Raw genomic sequence first — 18,757 nt, 5'->3', positions numbered from 1 at the left:
TTACGGCCGGAAGAAGGTCTCCAAATCCTGAAATACCGCGTGGTCGGCGTTGTGCCGACGGATCGCGATGACGTCCTCGAGTTTTTCCACCTGTTTCATCATCTGCGCCAGCCGCAGGTCTTCGTTGACCAGCAGCCAGATGCGGCTGTGGTGGCCGTCGCCAACCGGCAGACAGAGGATGCCTTCGACGTTGTAGGATCGGCGCGAAAACAGGCCGACGACGTGCGACATGACCCCTGCGTGGTTGTTGACGTCGATTTCGAGCACGGCGCGGGCGATGGCGTTTTGTTCGTTACGGTTGATGGCGTTCATCTCAGGCTCCAATCATGTCGCGGTTGGCGGCGCCCGGCGGCACCATGGGATAGACCTTCTGTTCGGCGGCTATGCTGGCGTGGATCAGGCAGGGGCCGGGGCGGGAAATGGCCTCCATGAGCGTCGCACAGGGATTGGCCGAGGTATCGAGGTCGACGGCAGCGATGCCGAAACCCTGGGCAATCTTGATGAAATCCGGCGACGAGCGGAACTGCGAGGCGAACAGCCGCTCGCCGTAGAACAGCGTCTGCTGCTGATGGACAAGGCCGAGCGTGGCGTTGTCCATGAGCAAGATCTTGATGTTCACGTTTTCCTCGGCGGCGGTAACCAGTTCCTGGATGTTCATCATGATCGAGCCATCGCCGGTGAAACAGACCACGGTGCGCCCGCGTTCAGCCAGCGCGGCGCCGATGGCCGCCGGCACGCCGAAACCCATGGTGCCGAGGCCGCCGGAGGTCAGCCATTGGCGCGGACGGCGCAGCGGGTAGGCCTGGGCGACCCACATCTGGTGCTGGCCGACGTCGGTGGCGATGATGGCGTCGTCGTCGAGGCAGGCGGCGACGCTCTGAATCAGGCCGAAGTGCGAACGGGGATTATCGGTGCTGTGCAGATCGAACGGGAACTCGGCTTTCAGGGCATTGCTACGGTCAACCCAGATTTTCCGCGAATTTTGAAATACAGCCGGCAGCAACTGGCCGAGCGCTTCGCCGATGTCGGCCGTGATACCGATGTGCGCCGTCTTGATCTTGTCGAGTTCGGCCGGGTCGATGTCGATGTGGATGATCTTCGCCTGCGGGCAGAAGGCTGCGACCTTGCCGGTGGCCCGGTCGTCGAAGCGGGCGCCGACGGCGATCAGCAGGTCGCATTCGTCGAGCGCGAGGTTGGTGTAACGCGCCGCGTGCATGCCGAGCATACCGAGCGCCAGCGGGTGATCGACCGGCATGGCGCCGAGCGCCATGAGCGTCATGACGGTCGGCAGACTGGCTTTTTCGGCCAGCTCAATCGCCGCCGCCGATGCGCCGGAATGAATGACGCCGCCGCCGAGGTAAAGGATGGGCCGTTCGGCTGCATTGATCATCGCCGCGGCCTGTTCGATCAGCGCCGGATCGGCAACCGGGGCGGGCAGCGCACGACCGGGTTCCGGCCACTGACTGATTTCGATGGCCTGCGTCTGCACGTCCTTCGGGATGTCGATCAGCACCGGGCCGGGGCGGCCCGAGGCGGCGATCTGGAAGGCGCGCGGGATGACTTCGAGTAGTTCCTCGGCCGACGAGACGAGGAAGTTGTGTTTGGTGATCGGAATGCTCAGGCCGTAGGTGTCGACCTCCTGGAAGGCGTCGGTGCCGATCATCGCCTTGGGCACCTGGCCGGTGATGGCGACGAGCGGAATCGAATCGAGCTTGGCGTCGGCGATGGCCGTCAGCAGATTGGTCGCGCCGGGGCCGGAGGAGGCGAGGCAGACGGCCGGTAGCCCGGTGGCGCGGGCCATGCCCTGAGCCATGAAGCCGGCCCCCTGCTCGTGACGGGCGAGGACGTGATGGATGGCGGCCGACTGGCCGAGCGCGTCGTAGATGGGCAGGATGGCGCCGCCGGGGATGCCGGCGACAGTGCGGATGCCCTGGCGTTCGAGCAGGCGCACGGTGATTTGGGCGCCGGTGAGAGTTTCGGTCATGGAGCTTTCCTTTCGGTTGGTGGCGCAACCGGCGGGCTCCAAAAACAAAACCCCGCCGGTTTGCGCCGGCGGGGTTTGGGGTTCTGTGCTGCTTCTGCTTACCCGATCCGCGACGGCGTGTCCGTAACGACGACTACGACGACTACGCGTACGAAATCCACGCGCACGACAGCCGGCTCAACTGCAAAGGCAGCGGCAGAGCGGAGGGTACGGCGTGCGTTCATGGGATTTCCAGTGGATAGGCAGAATCGGATTACGAACTATGAATGAGCTTTCGAACAAAATCAAGTGTCACAGAGCTGCCGAACAAAGGCGCGAGCAACATACTTTTACACCCGGCAATCTTGACTCGGATGGTGCCGCGTCGTTTACACTTCAATCCCAGTGGTAGTGAAATTCAAGTATTTGAAATAATTGGCGAATTTGGAATATATATGACAAATAAACGCAAGGTTCTGATTGTCGATGCATCGAGAGTCGTACGGGCATCGCTGGCCAAGCAGCTGTCTGAGCGTTTTGATGTGCGTGATGAGGACAATGACGAGTCAGCATGGCAGACCATGGTGCTCGATAGCGCGATTGCTGCCGTCATATCGGGAACGACCCTGATCAGAGACGATGGTCGTGGCCTGCTTGAGCGCCTGCGTGACAGCAAGTTGTCGCGTTTGAAAAACGTTCCTTTTTTGCTGATGGTGTCGAACAACTTTTCTGAAACCGAACGTCAAGAAGCCTGGAATCTGGGCGTCACCGAATTTATTGTCAAAGGCTCGACCAGTCCGTCGATCGAAAGCATTGTTTCGGCCCAGATGGAATGGCGAGAGGACGCAACGGAGGGAGTTCTTCGTGCGCCAGCTCCACCGCCTGAAGAGCCGTTCGAGCAGTTCGGCGGCGAGTCCGATATCGGCATCAGTAATATCATGGGGCAGATAGCCGGGCTGGAACCGTCGGCGAGCGACGAGTCGGGAGACGACAACTACGGCAACGACGATACCGTGCTCGCCGAGGAAATGCTTGAAGAGTACCTGGCGAAAACCTTACCCGAGGCGCTGGAGGGCCATGGGGTCGGCGTTCTGGCCTTTGGCCTCGATGGCTATGACGATCTGGTGGTCCGTTACGGGGCTGAGTTGGCGTTCGGTTCGGCGCAAAGATTCTGTTTTCTGTTGTCGAGAAAAATTCGCCCGGAGGACTTTATCGGGCAACTCGCCGATGGTCGGGTGGTGATTGTGACGCGATCATCGTCTGCCGCAATTTGCGCCGGATTTGCCAACCGGATCTGCAAGGCGATGGCCAGCGCGCAGATATCCGTCGAGGGTCAGCGCATCCATCTGACGGTCAGCGTTGGCGTCGCGGTTGTCCCTGATGATGGTGTCGAGTTGTCGGAGCAGGCCCTGCTGCAACTGGCTTATGAGCGCCTCGACGCGGCTGCCCGTGCCGGTGGCAACCGGGTCATGGCCGCATCGAGCCTTCAGGCTTCCGGCCTTGCCAGCTGCGATGCGTTCGTGCCACAGCTCAAGGAATTGCTGGCAACGATAGCTCCCGCCGATTTGGGGCCTTGCCTGGGTACGGTCGGGATGCAATTGATGCCTATCCTCAGGGAGCTCGATAAAAACTTCCGTTTCGGTTTGCCGATCGAGGAAATGAACAAGCGCCTGTGGGATCGCGCCCGGGCCGAACGAATGGCCTCCTGATCGATGGAGTCGGCATGAGCAGTGCACACGGGGAAAATCGCGGGGAAAATCGTATGACCGAAACGCAGAACGGTCTCGTTCGGCTCTTTCATGCCAGCCTGGTCTGGCCGCTGCAACTGGAGCCGATGGCGATTACCGGTAGCGAGGGGCGCCACTGGGAGATTTTCGAGTCGCGGACCGAGACGCATCCATGGCGCCGGATCGATGACGAATTCATGGAGGATGCCGGCCAGTTCAAGGAGCGCCATTACCGCGAGTTCGTTTCGTTTTTGCCCTACGTGCAGCGCTTTTTGTATGGCGAAGGGCGCTCGCGCAACTCGTCGCGGGACGACCCGCCGGGCAACTCGCCGATGCACGTCTTCCGGCGCAAGGATATTGCCCGGTTGCGGCTGACCCTACGCAAGGGGCAGGCGCCGATCGAACTGAACATCGTTCATCTCGATCTCTATTTTTTCCACGATCTCGATATCGTGCAGCTCAATCTCGAAGTGCGTGGCAACGATCTGCCGCTGGATACCGTTCGCGACATCCTGTTCCGTTTCGGTCGGGCCTATCCATCGGGCTGGGAGGAGGGGGGCGAGGGGTTGCACAACGTTTACCTCGCCGAATGGATCGGCCTTGATGGCCAGGTCGTGGCCCGCTCCGATGCCGAAAAACGCGAGAAATACCTGAGCTACGTCTGCCAGCATCGCAGCCCGTGCATTTCAGAGCATTGGGCCAGCCTGCTGCGGCCGATGGTGCTGGCCCATTCCGACGAAGAGGGCGATATGCGCTACCGGCTGATCGAATACCAACGCATGCCGGTCATGGCCTTTCTTGCCGTCGACCGGCCGCGCACGCTAAGCCGTGAGGACTGGGTGCGCCTCGGTCTGGCCACCATGCTGCACCCGAATGAAACGTTGCCGATCAACGAGCCGGGCGTCATCGAGTTCGAAAAAGGCTACTGCCATGACCGTTTCTGGACGGACTGCGAGGCCGGGCCGAATACGCGCTTCATGTGCACCGGCAACGCCTTCACGGTGGTCGGCGATACGGCATTTCCGTTTTTTGTCGATGGCGAACGCGGTGTTCTGGCCCAGTTTCGCCACCAGTATTTCATCGTTTTCCTGATTGCGCATTTGCACCGGGCGTCGTTGCTGGCGTTTTCCGAGGTGCTGGTCGATGCGGTCAATGACCTCGATATTCGCAATGATGTTTCGGTGCGTCGCTTCAAGCGGCGGATCCGCGCCAATTTTGAAACCTTCCTGCGCTTCACGCACCGCTACTGGTTTCACGAACTTTCCGAACGGCCACACGTGCAGGCGATGTATCGGCTGTGTTCCAACCATCTGCACAACGACGCGCTGTACGACGACGTCCGCGACGAAATCCGCGAGATGAGCCACTACCTCGACAGCGACTCGCAGCGCAGGCAATCGAACACTGTCGTCCGGCTGACCGTGATCACGATCCTGGGTTTGATCGCGACGGTGACGACCGGCTATTTCGGCATGAACATCATTGCCTTTGGCGAAGGCTCGATGCTTGAACGCGGCCTGCACGGGCTGATCGCGACATCGGTATTCATCGGGCTGGTGCTCTTTGCCGTGGCCAAGTCGAAACGCATGTCCGATTTCCTCGAAGCCCTGTCGGACGAAAGGCTGACGCTGCGCGGCAAGTTCCGCGCGCTGTGGGGCGTGGTCGGCAAGACCGAGCGCTGATTCAACGGCCGGAAAGCGATTTCAATTTTGGCCGTTTTTTCCGGTTGACCGTAAGAATCCGATTTCCTGGGCAGTTTGCCATCCAATCAGCGTATCGGCGAGGCTGGTCGGGATTTCGGCGTTCTGCTCGTCAAGCGGTATACGCCCGCCCATGATCTCGGCCATTTCCTGCGGCAGGCGCGGGTCGCGTCCCGGCTCGGCATAGCCTTGCGGGTAGATCGGCTGCAGCGTTGCCAAATCATATTTATCGGTGGCGCCAAAGGTGTGCAGCATTTCGTGGGTGATGACCACGGCGTTTTGCCGGCGCTGCTGGCGCGATGCGTAGGCGTGAATGACGCCGATCTGCCCTTTGCTCAAGCCGGTTGAATGCGGCATCGACGGGTTGCGCGCCGGATCGTGAAAGAGCACGAAAAGCCGGACATGCGGTTTCGGGCCGTCGATCTGGTCGTGCTGCGACGCCCACCTGCGCAGTTTCAGGCTCCACAGCATGGCATCGAGCGCGCTCGGCTGGTTTGGCCGCAGCGGTGGCGTCTCGGCGAGCGGCGGCGCAACACGCAGCGCCACCGGTTGCAAGATGGCGAGACCCTGCTTTTCGGTCTGCTGCTGCATCCACTGTGCAATCTCCAGAAAACTTTCGTTATTCAGGCCGCGAATGTAGCTGGCAGTGGCCGGCGAGTCGTCGCCTGCGATCGGATAGATCGCCACATGGATGGTGTGTTCCCAGGCGGTCAGCCGGGAATTGGAACGCCACGCGCCGAGGCCGACGGTAGCAAGGACAAGCAGCAGAATGAGGATACGGAATTTGCGGAACATGGAGCGGGCTGGTGTTTCCTGGTGGCGTGGCGAGTAGTCAGGCAGCGCAAGGCTTATTGAGTGGCAGAAAATAGTTCAATGTTGCGACCATGGGGAAATGAACGAAGAGTCAGTAATGTTAAGCGCCTTCTCGCTGAATGGACTAAACTATCCCGTTAGTCGTAACATTGTTAATAATCGCGTGGCCAAGGCGATTTTGAACGGAAGAGATATGACGACGTTGCAGAAAGTCCTGATCGTGGACGCTTCGCGGCTGGTTCGAGCATCACTGAGCAAGCTCTTGCGCGGGCATTTTGATGTTTGCGAGGAGCGCGACGCCGAGTCGGCGTGGCAAACGCTTGTCCTTGACTCATCGATTATTGCTGTCTTTTCCGGGCTGGATATTGCCACCCTGGAAGGGTCCGGATTGGTCGAGCGTCTGCGGGCGAGCAAATTGGCTCGCCTCAATCAGCTTCCTTATTTTCAGCTGGTCTCCGACAGTTTTTCCGATGATGGGCGGGAGCAGGCAAGGCAACTCGGTGTTTCCGAGTTGATTCCGAAAAGAACTGCCGGCCAGGAATTTCAGAATCTACTGCTTCGTCTGATCAGGCCCGATCTGGTTTCTGAAGCCGATTCGATCACCGCCGCAGCGGAATTTGGCGACCAGAGCGACGTCGGTCTCAATGATTTCAAAAAGCGTGTCGAAAGCCTGCCTGATCTGAGCGGCAAACCGCCCACGAATGAGATAGCCCCGGCGTCCGGACAACTTGAAAAAGCTGACGAGCTGTGCCTCGAGGACTCGCTTGCCAGCACAGCGAACGCTCAGCCGCGCGGCGTTCTGGTTTTCGGGCTGGATGGCTACGAAGGTTTCAGGATTCGTTACGGCTGGGATCTGGCCGACAAAATCGTCCAGAAAATACTTGGCTTGCTGGCGAGCAAGATCCACGCGGATGAAAGCATGTTGCCGCTGGTCGGTGGGCGCATCGCCATCATTTCATTGATGGCCGGGCGCGAGCAGAGCGAAAAATTTGCCCGTGGCGTTTGCCGGGCCATGTCGGCGGCAAATATTTCGATAAAGGGTACGCGTGTTCCGGTCACCGTCAGTGTCGGTATCGCCGCCTTGCCCGATGATTCTGCGGCAACGACAACCGACGAACTATTGCATCTGGCGATCAGTCGCCATGATGCGGCGCACCTCACCGGCGGAGACCGGGTGGTCAGCATGACGGGTTGTGGCGGAACCAGCATCAACCAGGAGGTGTTTTTTGAACGCCTCAAAGAAATGCTGGCAGATGAGTCACCGACCTCCATGATGTCGTGCAAGGGCTGGCTCACCGCTGTCTGCAAGAAATGCCGCAAATTGCGCGCGGCTGGCGAGGCACCGCTCTGCCCAGTCGGGGACCTCGAAGAAAACTGTTGAGCGTTGGTTTTCTCAGGCGCAAAAAAACCCGGCCGCGGCCGGGTTTTTGTTGTCCGGAAAAAGGCTTATGCCGAAACTGGAATCTTGCCGATCTTGATCTGCCATTCCTTCGGGCCGGTTTCGTGCACGCTGACGCCGGAGGAGTCGACGGCAACGGTCACCGGCATGTTCTCGACATCGAACTCGTAGATCGCTTCCATGCCCAGATCGGCGAAGCCGACGACCTTGGCCGACTTGATCGCCTTGGCGACCAGGTAGGCGGCGCCGCCGACGGCCATCAGGTAGGCCGACTTGTTGTCCTTGATCGCCTCGATGGCAACCGGACCGCGCTCGGACTTGCCGATCATCGAGATCAGGCCGGTCTTCTCCAGCATCATGCGGGTGAACTTGTCCATCCGGGTGCCGGTGGTTGGGCCGGCCGGGCCGACGACTTCGTCACGCACCGGATCGACCGGGCCGACGTAGTAAATGACGCGGTTGGTGAAGTCGACCGGCAGCTTTTCGCCCTTGGCCAGCATGTCGGCAATGCGCTTGTGGGCGGCATCGCGGCCGGTCAGCATCTTGCCGTTGAGGAGCAGTTTCTGGCCGATTTTCCAGGAGGCGACTTCTTCCTTGGTCAGCGTGTTGAGGTTGACCTGGGTGGCCGCCTTGAGGTCGGGCGTCCAGGTGACGGCCGGCCAGTCTTCGAGCTTCGGCACTTCGAGCTTGGCAGGGCCGGAGCCATCCAGATGAAAATGGCAGTGGCGGGTTGCCGCACAGTTCGGGACCAAGGCGACCGGCAGGTTGGCGGCGTGGCAGGGGTAGTCCAGCACCTTGACGTCGAGCACGGTAGTCAGGCCGCCGAGGCCCTGGGCACCGACGCCCAACGCGTTGATCTTCTCGAACAGTTCGAGGCGCAGTTCTTCCGGTCGGGTCAGCTTGGCACCGGTAGCGGCCTTGGCCTTCAATTCGTGAATATTGACCGGCGCCATGATCGATTCCTTGGCCAGCAGCATGGCCTTTTCCGGCGTGCCGCCGATGCCGATGCCGATGATGCCGGGAGGACACCAGCCGGCGCCCATTTCCGGGATCTTGTGCAGCACCCAGTCGACGAGGTCGTCGGACGGGTTGAGCATGGCGAATTTGGACTTGGCTTCCGAGCCACCGCCCTTGGCGGCACAGATCACTTCAACGTGATGGCCGGGAACGATTTCGAAATGGACGACGGCCGGGGTGTTGTCCTTGGTGTTCTTGCGGGCACCGGCCGGGTCGGCCAGCACCGAGGCGCGCAGCGGATTGTCCGGGTTGCCGTAGGCGCGGCGGACGCCTTCGTCGATCATCTGCTGGATGCTCATGGTGGCGTCCGGCCAGGTGACCTGCATGCCGACCTTGATGAAGACCATGCCGATACCTGTGTCCTGGCAGATCGGGCGGTGGCCTTCGGCGGACATCCGCGAGTTGGTCAGAATCTGGGCGATGGCGTCCTTGGCGGCGGGGCTTTCCTCGCGCTCATAGGCTTCACCGAGGGCCTTGATGTAATCGAGCGGGTGGTAGTAGCTGATGTACTGGAAAGCATCGGCAACGGACTGGATCAGGTCTTCTTGTTTGATGGCGGTCATGCGCAACTCCGGGTCAGTGGTTTTTCTGGTGTTGAAGAGCGAGGGTCTGGGTCATGGTTTTGTCTACCATCGCCATGGCCAGGGCGGAGAAAAGGAATACGACGTGAATGATCACCTGCCACATCAGCGTGTGCTCGGACAGGTTGTTGGCATTGATGAAGCTCTTCAACAGGTGAATCGACGAGATGCCGATGATCGCCGTCGATAACTTGATCTTGAGGACGCCGGCATTGACGTGGGAGAGCCATTCCGGCTGGTCCGGATGGTTTTCGAGATCAAGCCGGGAGACGAAGGTTTCATAGCCGCCGACGATAACCATGACCAGCAGGTTGGCGATCATGACAACGTCGATCAGGCCGAGGACGGCCAGCATGACATCGGCTTCGGTGATGTGCGCAGCGTCGATGGCGTTATGAACCAGGTGGCTCAATTCGACCATGAACAGCCAGCAATAGACCACTTGGGCAACGATCAGGCCAAGGTAGAGCGGGGCCTGAATCCAGCGGCTGGCAAAGATGAAGGTCTCAAGGGATTTGATTGGCGAACTCATTTTTGGGATCGTAAATTGGGGAGCCGAAGTTTATCACGCGACCCGCCGCCTTCCGGAGTCACCTGAAATGCTGCGGCGCAGCGTGATTTCGTAAGCCCAATGTAAGAATATCGAAGTCTAATGCCGCATCAACGCTGGCGTGGGGAGAATGCAGGTCCCCAGCTTGCGCGGCTTTAAAGCAGTCCCGGGGAAAACCCGAGATCCAATCGGTTGTTTCAACATAAATTGCGAAGTACCGCAGAGGAGAAGAATATGTCGAATGAGTCCGTGCAGCTAATTTATCCGTCTGACGAAATGGTCAAGAACGCGGCGGTTTCGGGGATGGACGCCTACCGGGCGCTGTGCGCGGAAGCCGAAGCCGATTATCCGGAGTTCTGGGCCAAGCGTGCTCGTGAAATGATCACGTGGAAGCAGCCGTTTACCCAGTCGCTTGATGAATCCAACGCTCCGTTTTTCAAATGGTTTGCCGATGGCAAGCTCAACGTTTCTTACAACTGTCTGGACCGTCAGGTTGAAGCCGGTCTGGGCGAAAAAGTCGCCATCATCTTTGAAGCCGACAACGGCGAAGTAACCAAGGTTACTTACAAGGAAATGCTCTCCAAGGTCGCCAAGTTCGCCAATGCCCTGCGCGGCATGGGCGTCAAGAAGGGTGATCGCGTTGTCATCTACATGCCGATGACCGTTGAAGGCATCTGCGCCATGCAGGCTTGTGCCCGCCTCGGTGCCATCCACTCCATCGTTTTCGGAGGCTTCTCGGCTCAGTCCCTGCGCGATCGTATCAACGACGCCGGCGCTGTTGCCCTGATCACCTCCGACGGCCAGTTCCGCGGCGGCAAGGCCATCCCGCTCAAGCCGATCGCTGACGAAGCCTTCGCCATGGGTGGTTGCGAGTCGGTCAAGAACGTTATCGTCTTCAAGCGCACCGGCGCCGAAGTCAACATGGTTGCCGGTCGTGACACCTGGTTGCACGACGCCGTTGCCGGTCAGTCCGACGTTTGCGAACCGGAATGGGTCGAAGCCGAACACCCGCTGTTCCTGCTTTACACGTCCGGCTCCACCGGCAAGCCGAAGGGTGTCCAGCACTCCACCGGCGGCTACCTGCTGCATGCCATCATGACCATGAAGTGGACCTTCGACATCAAGCCGAACGATGTCTTCTGGTGCACGGCCGACATCGGCTGGGTTACCGGTCACACCTACATCACCTACGGCCCGCTGGCTTGCGGCGCGACCGAAGTCGTCTTCGAAGGCGTCCCGACCTATCCGGATGCCGGCCGTTTCTGGAAGATGATCCAGGATCACAAGGTCTCCATTTTCTACACTGCACCGACCGCTATCCGTTCGCTGATCAAGTCGTCCGAGAACAACGTGGCTGTCCATCCGAAGAGCTACGACCTGTCTTCGCTGCGCATCCTCGGTTCGGTCGGCGAGCCGATCAACCCGGCGGCCTGGACGTGGTACTACGAAAACGTTGGCGGCGGCCGCTGCCCGATCGTCGATACCTTCTGGCAAACCGAAACCGGTGGTCACATGATCACCCCGCTGCCGGGCGCCACTCCGCTGGTGCCGGGTTCCTGCACCCTGCCGTTCCCGGGCATCCAGTTCGCCGTGGTCGATGAGACCGGTGCCGATCTGCCGTGGGGTCAGGGCGGTATCCTGGTCTGCAAGAAGCCGTGGCCGTCGATGATCCGCACGATCTGGAACGACGACGACCGCTACGTCAAGTCCTACTACCCGGCCGACTTCCAGGGCAAGTACTACCTGGCTGGCGACGGCGCGATCCGTGACAAGGATACCGGCTACTTCACCATTACCGGCCGTATCGACGACGTGCTGAACGTTTCCGGTCACCGCATGGGCACGATGGAAATCGAATCCGCCCTGGTTGCCAACCCGATGGTTGCCGAGGCTGCCGTTGTCGGCCGTCCGGATGACCTGACCGGTGAAGCCATCGTCGCTTTCGTGGTGCTCAAGGGCTCCCGCCCGACCGGTGACGACGCCAAGCGCATCATCAAGGAACTGTCTGACTGGGTTGGCAAGGAAATTGGTCCGATCGCCAAGCCGAAGGACATCCGTTTCGGTGACAACCTGCCGAAGACCCGTTCGGGCAAGATCATGCGTCGTCTGCTGCGTGGTCTGGCCAAGGGCGAGGAACTGACGCAAGACACCTCGACGCTGGAGAACCCGGCTATTCTGGAACAACTCAAAGGCTAAAAAAGCCTCGTTCCAGCATGAGCCAGGAGGCGGCGAACTTGCCACGCTGCCTCCAAAGACTAAAAGGCAAGGAGGAGACAATGGTCGCCCAAAAGGTGGCCTCCCGTGTAGTCGCATCAGACTATATGCCAACAACGGCTGGCACGCTTGGCGTGCCAGCCGTTCCCTTTTCTGGGATGGGGTCGTGAAAAGAGCCAATCCAACCCGCCAACGTTTGGCCGCACTCGGCCTGCTCGGCGTGCCGCTGCTGACCTATCCGCTGCTCAGTCTGCCGGGCGGCGAGCTAGCGGGTATTCCTGCGACCTATTTGTATCTGTTCGGCGTTTGGGCCGGACTGATCGCGCTGGCGGCCTGGGTGGCCGAACAGCGGGGCTCGTAGATGCTTTCCGGCTGGTTCATCGCGCTTGTGGCCACAGCCTATCTCGGGCTGCTCTTTGCCGTGGCCCGTTTTGGCGATGCGCGCGCCGATGCCGGCAAATCGATTATTTCGGCCAACGTTTACGCGCTGTCGCTGGCCGTTTATTGCACCTCGTGGACTTTCTACGGCAGCGTCGGGCGGGCCACGTCCGGCGGACTGTCCTTCCTGACCATCTATCTCGGCCCGACGCTGATGCTGTTGTGCGTCGGCGTCATCATCAAGATGATCCGCATCAGCAAGGCGCAGCGCATTACCTCGATTGCCGACTTCATCGCCTCGCGCTACGGCAAGAGCCAGTTGCTGGCGGGGATGGTGACGGTGATTGCGGTGATCGGTGTCGTGCCGTACATCGCCCTGCAATTGAAGGCGATGGCGGCCAGCGTCGATGTGCTGCTCGAACATTCCGGCAATGGTGTCGAGGTCTGGGGGCTCGATTCAACTTTTCTGATCGCCGTCGTGCTGGCCTTCTTTTCCATCCTGTTCGGCACGCGCCACCTCGATGCCACCGAGCGCCACGAGGGGATGGTCGCCGCCGTCGCTTTCGAGTCGGTGGTCAAACTCATCGCCTTCATGGCGGTCGGCCTCTTCGTCACTTACGGCATGTTCGGCGGACTCGGGGATCTGTTCCAGCGGGCAGCGGCGAGCGCCGATCTTGGTCGTTTGCTGCAACTCGATTCGGGGCGGGCCGGAACGTGGACTTCGCTGATCATCCTTTCCGGCCTGGCAATTATTTTTCTGCCGCGCCAGTTCCAGATCATCGTCGTCGAAAACGTCGATGAATCGCATCTCAAGCGGGCCGTCTGGCTGTTCCCGCTCTACCTGCTGCTGATCAATATTTTTGTCCTGCCTCTGGCACTTGGGGGGCTTCTGCATTTCGGCGGGCAGAGCGTCAATCCCGACACCTTCGTGCTGACCCTGCCGCTGGTTCATGGGGCCGAGGCGCTGGCCTTGCTGGCCTTCATCGGTGGCCTGTCAGCAGCGACGGGGATGGTCATCGTTGAAACCATTGCCTTGTCGACCATGGTCTGCAACGACCTTGTCATGCCCATCTTGCTACGGTCAACCGGAAATTTCGTCGAAAAACGAAATGATCTTTCCGGCTTGCTGATCGGCATCCGGCGCGCCGCCATCGCCTTGATCCTGCTCCTTGGCTACATCTATTTCCGCGCCGCCGGCGAAGCTTACGCCCTGGTCGGCATCGGCCTGATTTCCTTTGCGGCGGTTGCCCAGTTCGCCCCGGCCATGTTCGGCGGCATGTACTGGAAGCAGGGGACGCGGGCCGGCGCCGTCGCCGGTTTGCTGGCTGGCTTCGTGGTCTGGCTGTATACCTTGCTGCTGCCGTCCTTTGCCAAGTCGGGCTGGATGCCGAGCGGTTTCGTCGAGCATGGTTTGTTCGGCATCGGCTGGCTCAAGGCGCAGGCGCTGTTCGGGCTGTCCGGGCTGGACGAGATTTCGCATTGCCTGTGGTGGAGCATGCTGGCCAATATTGGCGCCTACGTTGCCGTGTCACTGAATTCGAAACCGGATGCCGTCGAGGCCAGCCAGGCGGAACGTTTCGTCGATGTCTTCCGCTTCGACTCGCGCAATGCCGAAGCCCGGCTGTGGCGTGGCAAGGCATCGCCCGACGCGCTGGTTGGCCTGCTCGAGCGCTTTCTCGGCGCGGCGCGGGCGCGTCAGCAATTGGCTGCCTACGCCAATTCGCGGCAGGCCGCGGATTGGCACGACCTGCCGGCCGATGCCGATTTCGTCCAGTTCGCCGAATCGGAACTGGCCGGCGCGATCGGCTCGGCGAGCGCCCGGGTCATGGTCGCTTCGGTGGCGCAAGAAGAGGATCTCGGGCTGGAGGAAGTGCTCGACATTCTCGACGAGGCAACGCAAGTGCGCGCCCACAGCCGCGAACTTGAGGCCAAGCAGCAGGAGCTCGAAGCGGCGACTGCCGAACTGCGCGAAGCCAACGAGCGCCTGCGCGAACTCGACCGCATGAAGGACGATTTCATCTCGACGGTGACCCACGAGTTGCGCACGCCGCTGACCTCGATCCGCGCCCTGTCTGAAATGCTGCACGAAGACCCGCGTCTCGAACTGACCGACCGCAAGCGTTTCCTCGGCATCATCGTCACTGAGGCCGAGCGGCTGACCCGATTGATCAATCAGATTCTCGACCTGGCCAGGATGGAATCCGGGCGGGCGGAATGGACGACCGGCGAAGTCGATCTCGGCGAAGTGGTGCGCGAGTCGATGGCCTCGCTCGAACAGTTGTTCCGGGATAAGGGCGTGGCGCTGGAAGGCGATATCCCGGCCGCCGTGCCGGTCGTGCTGGCCGATCGCGATCGCCTGACCCAGGTCATGATCAACCTGCTGTCGAATGCCGTGAAGTTCGTTCCCGGTGGCAGCGGCCGCGTTCAGGTCAGGCTGTCGAGTTCGGCTGATCTGGTGCGCGTCGAAGTGCGCGACAACGGTCCGGGGCTGACCGCCGAGGAATGCGGCGTCATTTTTGAAAAATTCCGTCAGGGTGGCAACACGATGACGGACAAACCACAGGGAACCGGTCTGGGCCTGCCAATCAGCCGTCAGATCGTGGAATATTTTGGTGGTAATCTCTGGGTTGAAAGCGCGCCCGGAGCCGGAGCAAACTTCATTTTCACGGTGCCCTTGCCGGCACCGGACGATAACAGTGGGAGACAAACCGCATGACCAAGAAAATCCTGATTGTTGATGACGAACCCAACATCGTCATTTCCCTTGAATTTCTCATGAAAAAAGAAGGTTTTGCCGTCGCGGTCGCCGGCGATGGTGAGGAAGCCCTGGCCAAGGTGGCGAGTTTCGAACCGGATTTGATCCTGCTCGACGTCATGATGCCGAAGAAATCCGGTTTCGAAGTGTGCGAAGCATTGCGTGCCGATCCCGCCAAAGCCGGTTTGCTGATTGTCATGCTGACCGCCAAGGGACGCGATACCGAAGTGGCCAAGGGCCTCGCCATGGGCGCTGACGCCTACGTCACCAAACCGTTTTCGACCAAGGATCTGGTGGCCAGGGTGAAAACCATGCTCGGCATCGTCTAAGCGCGGGCTTCCATACCCCAAGGGTACTTCCTGCGGGGCGCGGTCAACCGGAAATAACGGCCAAAATCGAAATCCCAATTTGTTGGAATGCACGCCATGAAGGCCAAACAACGTTTAATCGTCGCGGTGATCGTTCTCGGTCTGCTCATGACCGGGCCGTTTGTCGTCACTTCTCTGCTCGTCTGGCTGGACATGAAAGAGACTGAGCGCGCGCTGCTGACCAACCTGCTGGTCTCCCGGCTGCCGGTCGGGACGATGATGACCCTGTTTGGCTTCGCGCTCGGCGTCGGCGTGCTGCACAAGCTGTTCAAGCAATATGTCGAAGGCTTGCTGCGGATGGCCGAGACGCTGCGTCTGATGCTCGGTGCCAACCGCAATTTCCGGGTGAGCATCGAAGGCCCGCCGGAAGTCCAGCAACTGGCGCAGGCCGCCAACGATCTGGCCGAGCAGCGCGATGTCCTGATGGATGACGTCGATGCCCAGATCGCCACGGCCAAGGCCTCGGTCGAGGAAGAAAAGAACCGGCTCGCTGCGCTCATGTCCGAACTGGCCCAGGCTGTTGTGGTGTGCAACCTCGATGGCCGCATCCTGCTCTACAACAACCGCGCCCGCCTGCAGTTCAAGGCCTTGTCGCAAGGGCCGACCTCGGTCGCCGGTGGTGCGCTGATCGGCCTCGGCCGTTCGATCTTTTCCATTCTCGAAAAAAGTCAGGTCGACCACGCCGAGGAAGTCATTCGCCAGCGCCTGTTGGTGGGGAAGACGGCCATTTCCAATTTCATCACGACGACGCGTGGCGGCCAGTTGCTGCGTGCCCAGATGGTGCCGGTACTCGCCGCCGGGGGCGAGGAGGGCGAGGCCGCGATGTCGGGCTACGTGCTGACCGTCGAGAACATTACCCGCAGCATCGAGGAAGAGGAGCGCCGCGATCAGGCCCTGCATTCGCTGACCCAGGGCAGCCGTTCATCCATCGCCAATATCCGGGCCGCCGTCGCCAACCTGCTCGATTACCCCGATATGGAACCCGAGTTGCGCGAGCGTTTTCTCCGGGTGATCGACGACGAAGTCGCCAAGCGCAGCCAGGTCATCGACCAGACGATGAGCCAGTTTTCCGACGCCATCAAGACGCGCTGGCCGCTCGAAGACATTCTCGGTATCGACATCGTGGCCGCCGCCCAGCGTCGCATTGACGACAAGCTCAAGTTGCCGACCAAAACTGAAGAAATTGACGATGCCCTGTGGATCAAGGCCGACAGCTTTTCGCTCGTTTTTGCGCTGGTCAGCCTGGCTTCCAAACTGCAGGATCATTACCAACCGCGCGAACTGCGCTTCCGCCTGACTTCCGCCGGCAAGCTGGCCTATCTCGACCTGATCTGGGCCGGCCCGGCGATGTCGTCGGAAACCTTCTACACCTGGGAAATGGAGTCGATGCAGATTGGCAGCGAAAGCTCGCCGCTCAGCCTGCGTGATGTCATCGACCGGCATGGCGGTGAAATCTGGTACGAGCGGGAAAAGGCTGCGCACCGCGCCTTCTTCCGCTTCGTGCTGCCGGTGGCCGTGCCCGAACTCGAGAGCGAACCGGAAGAGCGCAGCCGCGGCAAGGGGCGACCGGAATACTACGATTTCGACCTCTTCAGGTTCGAGGACAAGACCATCGACCTTGACCGCAAGCTGTCCGATCTGACCTACACCGTGTTCGATACCGAAACGACCGGCCTGGAGCCGTCCAAAGGTGACGAAATCATCCAGATCGGCGCCGCCCGTATCGTCAATAACCGTCTGCTTCGCCAGGAAGTCTTCAACCAGATCGTCGATCCGGAGTGTCCGCTCAAACCCGAGTCGATTCCGATCCACGGCATTACTGAAGATATGGTGCGCGGCAAGCCGAACATCGATGTCATCCTGCCTGCCTTCCACGAATTCTGCGAAGACACCGTACTGATCGCCCACAACGCGGCTTTCGACATGCGTTTCCTGCAACTCAAGGAAGAGCGCACCGGCATCCGTTTCACCCAGCCGGTACTCGACACGCTGCTGCTTTCGGCCGTCGTTCATCCCAACCAGGAATCGCACAAGCTCGATGTCATTCTCGAGCGCCTCGGCATCACCATCGGTACCCGGCACAATGCGCTGGAGGACGCTTTGGCAACCGGGGAAGTATTCCTCAAACTGGTCAAACTACTCGAAGACATGGGCATCGTGACCGTTCGCCAGGCGCTGGAAGCGGCCGAGAAAACCTATTTCGCCCGAGTGAAATATTGAGGCCGGCGTGAATTCCGACTTTACCCTGCCTTGCCGGCAGCAACTCGAACTGGTGACGGCGGTGAACGCGCTGTCCGATTTCGACGCCGCACCGGCCCTCGCCGGGCGCCTGCGCGAACATCTGCTGGCGGCTGCTGGCAGCGGTCTCGACGGCCTGGCCGCGACGCGTCTGATTTCCGTTTTCAATGATCGCCTGACGAGCAAAGTGATCGAATTGACCGCCCACCGTCATCGCCTGCCGCCGGTAGCATGGTGCTGGCTGGCGCTCGGTTCCGAAGGGCGGCACGAACAGACTTTCGTCACCGACCAGGACAACGGCCTGATCTTCAACGCGACCAGCGAGCAGGAGGCAGCCGCCTTGCGCCAGATCTTCCTGCCATTCGCCCAGGAGGTTAACCTGCATCTGGCGGACTGCGGCTTTGCCTTGTGTAACGGACAGATCATGGCCGGCAACCCGGCCTGGTGCCTGTCGCTCGAAGAGTGGCGCAGCCAGTTCATCGACTGGGTGCGGCGGCCGGAGCCCGAGGCGCTCCTCAATGCCAGCATCTTTTTCGACCTGCGCCCCCTGTTCGGCGAACTCGCCTTGGGCGAAAAATTGCGCACCCTGCTGCTGTCGATGACGGTAGCCACGCCATCCTTCGAGCACCTCATGGCGGCGAATGCGCTGCAGGTCGATGTGCCGCTCAATTTTCGTGGCGAGATTGCGGTGGGCGAGGGCGACAGCATCGATCTCAAGAAATACGGCAGCCGGATCTTTGTCGACGCGGCGCGCATCTTTGCGTTGTCTTCCGGAACAAGAGCGGTCAATACGGCGGAGCGCCTGCGTCAGGCAGGGCCGTCGGTTGGTCTGCCGGCGAGCGAGATTGCTGCGGTCGACGCCGCTTTTTCGCAAATTTTGCGCTTGCGGCTGGCGCAGCAGATCGAAGCCGCAGGCCGAGGGGAGCTCGGTGGGTATGGCCTGAAACCCGCCGCACTGCATGATATCGACCGGGCCATCTTGCGCGAGGCATTGAAGCAGGCCAAACGCCTGCAACAGCGTCTCAAGTTAAACTATGCACTCTAAAAACGAGGT

General features: G+C 60.4%; 14 protein-coding genes. 9 read left to right on the top strand and 5 right to left on the bottom strand.

Annotated elements, in window-relative coordinates:
* Both ilvN and ilvB read right to left on the bottom strand, forming a co-directional pair.
* Entirely contained in the window at positions 1–312 is a 312-nt protein-coding gene (ilvN, locus tag KI613_RS12690; protein ID WP_226400000.1) for an acetolactate synthase small subunit, read from the bottom strand.
* Position 313: 1 nt separating this feature from the next.
* The gene (ilvB, locus tag KI613_RS12685; RefSeq protein ID WP_226399998.1) at positions 314–1,984 is read right to left on the bottom strand and encodes an acetolactate synthase large subunit; all 1,671 of its coding nucleotides are present in this window, start codon (positions 1,982–1,984) and stop codon (positions 314–316) included.
* Positions 1,985–2,250: 266 nt separating this feature from the next.
* Here ilvB and KI613_RS12680 point away from each other — a divergent pair, with 266 nt between their 5' ends.
* Together KI613_RS12680 and KI613_RS12675 are read left to right on the top strand one after the other, a co-directional pair.
* Positions 2,251–3,672, top strand: coding sequence for a diguanylate cyclase domain-containing protein (locus tag KI613_RS12680; RefSeq protein WP_226399996.1), 1,422 nt, complete (start codon positions 2,251–2,253; stop codon positions 3,670–3,672).
* A 53-nt stretch (positions 3,673–3,725) separates the two neighbouring features.
* Complete coding sequence (locus KI613_RS12675; RefSeq protein ID WP_226399994.1) at positions 3,726–5,372, top strand: CorA family divalent cation transporter; 1,647 nt, start codon at positions 3,726–3,728, stop codon at positions 5,370–5,372.
* A gap of 21 nt (positions 5,373–5,393) precedes the next feature.
* On the opposite strand, the gene KI613_RS12670 is transcribed toward KI613_RS12675, so the two are convergent.
* On the bottom strand, positions 5,394–6,185 hold the full coding sequence (locus KI613_RS12670) for a hypothetical protein (protein ID WP_226399992.1): 792 nt from the start codon (positions 6,183–6,185) through the stop codon (positions 5,394–5,396).
* Between the two features lie 115 nt (positions 6,186–6,300).
* On the opposite strand from KI613_RS12670, the gene KI613_RS12665 reads away from it, so the two are divergent.
* Positions 6,301–7,584, top strand: a complete 1,284-nt coding sequence (locus KI613_RS12665; protein WP_226399990.1) for a GGDEF domain-containing response regulator — start codon at positions 6,301–6,303, stop codon at positions 7,582–7,584.
* Positions 7,585–7,649: 65 nt separating this feature from the next.
* Here the strand turns inward: KI613_RS12665 and KI613_RS12660 are convergent, their stop codons facing one another.
* On the bottom strand, positions 7,650–9,182 hold the full coding sequence (locus KI613_RS12660) for a fumarate hydratase (protein ID WP_226399978.1): 1,533 nt from the start codon (positions 9,180–9,182) through the stop codon (positions 7,650–7,652).
* Between the two features lie 13 nt (positions 9,183–9,195).
* The gene (locus tag KI613_RS12655; protein WP_226399977.1) at positions 9,196–9,732 is read right to left on the bottom strand and encodes a TIGR00645 family protein; all 537 of its coding nucleotides are present in this window, start codon (positions 9,730–9,732) and stop codon (positions 9,196–9,198) included.
* Positions 9,733–9,984: 252 nt separating this feature from the next.
* Here KI613_RS12655 and acs point away from each other — a divergent pair, with 252 nt between their 5' ends.
* From acs to KI613_RS12625, 6 genes are all read left to right on the top strand, one after another.
* Positions 9,985–11,946, top strand: a complete 1,962-nt coding sequence (acs, locus tag KI613_RS12650) for an acetate--CoA ligase (protein WP_226399976.1) — start codon at positions 9,985–9,987, stop codon at positions 11,944–11,946.
* Between the two features lie 184 nt (positions 11,947–12,130).
* Positions 12,131–12,325 (top strand): hypothetical protein, encoded by a 195-nt coding sequence (locus KI613_RS12645; RefSeq protein WP_226399975.1) that lies wholly within the window; start codon positions 12,131–12,133, stop codon positions 12,323–12,325.
* Positions 12,326–15,058 (top strand): ATP-binding protein, encoded by a 2,733-nt coding sequence (locus tag KI613_RS12640; protein WP_226399974.1) that lies wholly within the window; start codon positions 12,326–12,328, stop codon positions 15,056–15,058. It begins immediately after the preceding gene.
* On the top strand, positions 15,055–15,426 hold the full coding sequence (locus tag KI613_RS12635; RefSeq protein ID WP_226399973.1) for a response regulator transcription factor: 372 nt from the start codon (positions 15,055–15,057) through the stop codon (positions 15,424–15,426). Before KI613_RS12640 ends, KI613_RS12635 begins: the two co-directional genes overlap by 4 nt.
* Positions 15,427–15,522: 96 nt before the next feature.
* The gene (locus KI613_RS12630; RefSeq protein WP_226399972.1) at positions 15,523–17,685 is read left to right on the top strand and encodes a 3'-5' exonuclease; all 2,163 of its coding nucleotides are present in this window, start codon (positions 15,523–15,525) and stop codon (positions 17,683–17,685) included.
* Between the two features lie 7 nt (positions 17,686–17,692).
* Positions 17,693–18,748, top strand: coding sequence for a DUF294 nucleotidyltransferase-like domain-containing protein (locus KI613_RS12625; protein ID WP_226399971.1), 1,056 nt, complete (start codon positions 17,693–17,695; stop codon positions 18,746–18,748).
* Positions 18,749–18,757: the final 9 nt, after the last annotated feature.

The organism is Ferribacterium limneticum, from assembly GCF_020510585.1.
In the GTDB taxonomy this organism is placed as follows: Bacteria; Pseudomonadota; Gammaproteobacteria; order Burkholderiales; family Rhodocyclaceae; genus Azonexus.
This window is presented reverse-complemented; position numbering and strand designations above follow the sequence as displayed.

What these genes read in the sequence shown, in the direction of transcription:
- ilvN (WP_226400000.1), bottom strand. Translation starts at nt 312, where the DNA reads ATGAACGCCATCAACCGTAACGAACAAAACGCCATCGCCCGCGCCGTG.
- ilvB (WP_226399998.1), bottom strand. Translation starts at nt 1,984, where the DNA reads ATGACCGAAACTCTCACCGGCGCCCAAATCACCGTGCGCCTGCTCGAA.
- KI613_RS12680 (WP_226399996.1), top strand. Translation starts at nt 2,251, where the DNA reads ATGAGCTTTCGAACAAAATCAAGTGTCACAGAGCTGCCGAACAAAGGC.
- KI613_RS12675 (WP_226399994.1), top strand. Translation starts at nt 3,726, where the DNA reads ATGACCGAAACGCAGAACGGTCTCGTTCGGCTCTTTCATGCCAGCCTG.
- KI613_RS12670 (WP_226399992.1), bottom strand. Translation starts at nt 6,185, where the DNA reads ATGTTCCGCAAATTCCGTATCCTCATTCTGCTGCTTGTCCTTGCTACC.
- KI613_RS12665 (WP_226399990.1), top strand. Translation starts at nt 6,301, where the DNA reads ATGTTAAGCGCCTTCTCGCTGAATGGACTAAACTATCCCGTTAGTCGT.
- KI613_RS12660 (WP_226399978.1), bottom strand. Translation starts at nt 9,182, where the DNA reads ATGACCGCCATCAAACAAGAAGACCTGATCCAGTCCGTTGCCGATGCT.
- KI613_RS12655 (WP_226399977.1), bottom strand. Translation starts at nt 9,732, where the DNA reads ATGAGTTCGCCAATCAAATCCCTTGAGACCTTCATCTTTGCCAGCCGC.
- acs (WP_226399976.1), top strand. Translation starts at nt 9,985, where the DNA reads ATGTCGAATGAGTCCGTGCAGCTAATTTATCCGTCTGACGAAATGGTC.
- KI613_RS12640 (WP_226399974.1), top strand. Translation starts at nt 12,326, where the DNA reads ATGCTTTCCGGCTGGTTCATCGCGCTTGTGGCCACAGCCTATCTCGGG.
- KI613_RS12635 (WP_226399973.1), top strand. Translation starts at nt 15,055, where the DNA reads ATGACCAAGAAAATCCTGATTGTTGATGACGAACCCAACATCGTCATT.
- KI613_RS12630 (WP_226399972.1), top strand. Translation starts at nt 15,523, where the DNA reads ATGAAGGCCAAACAACGTTTAATCGTCGCGGTGATCGTTCTCGGTCTG.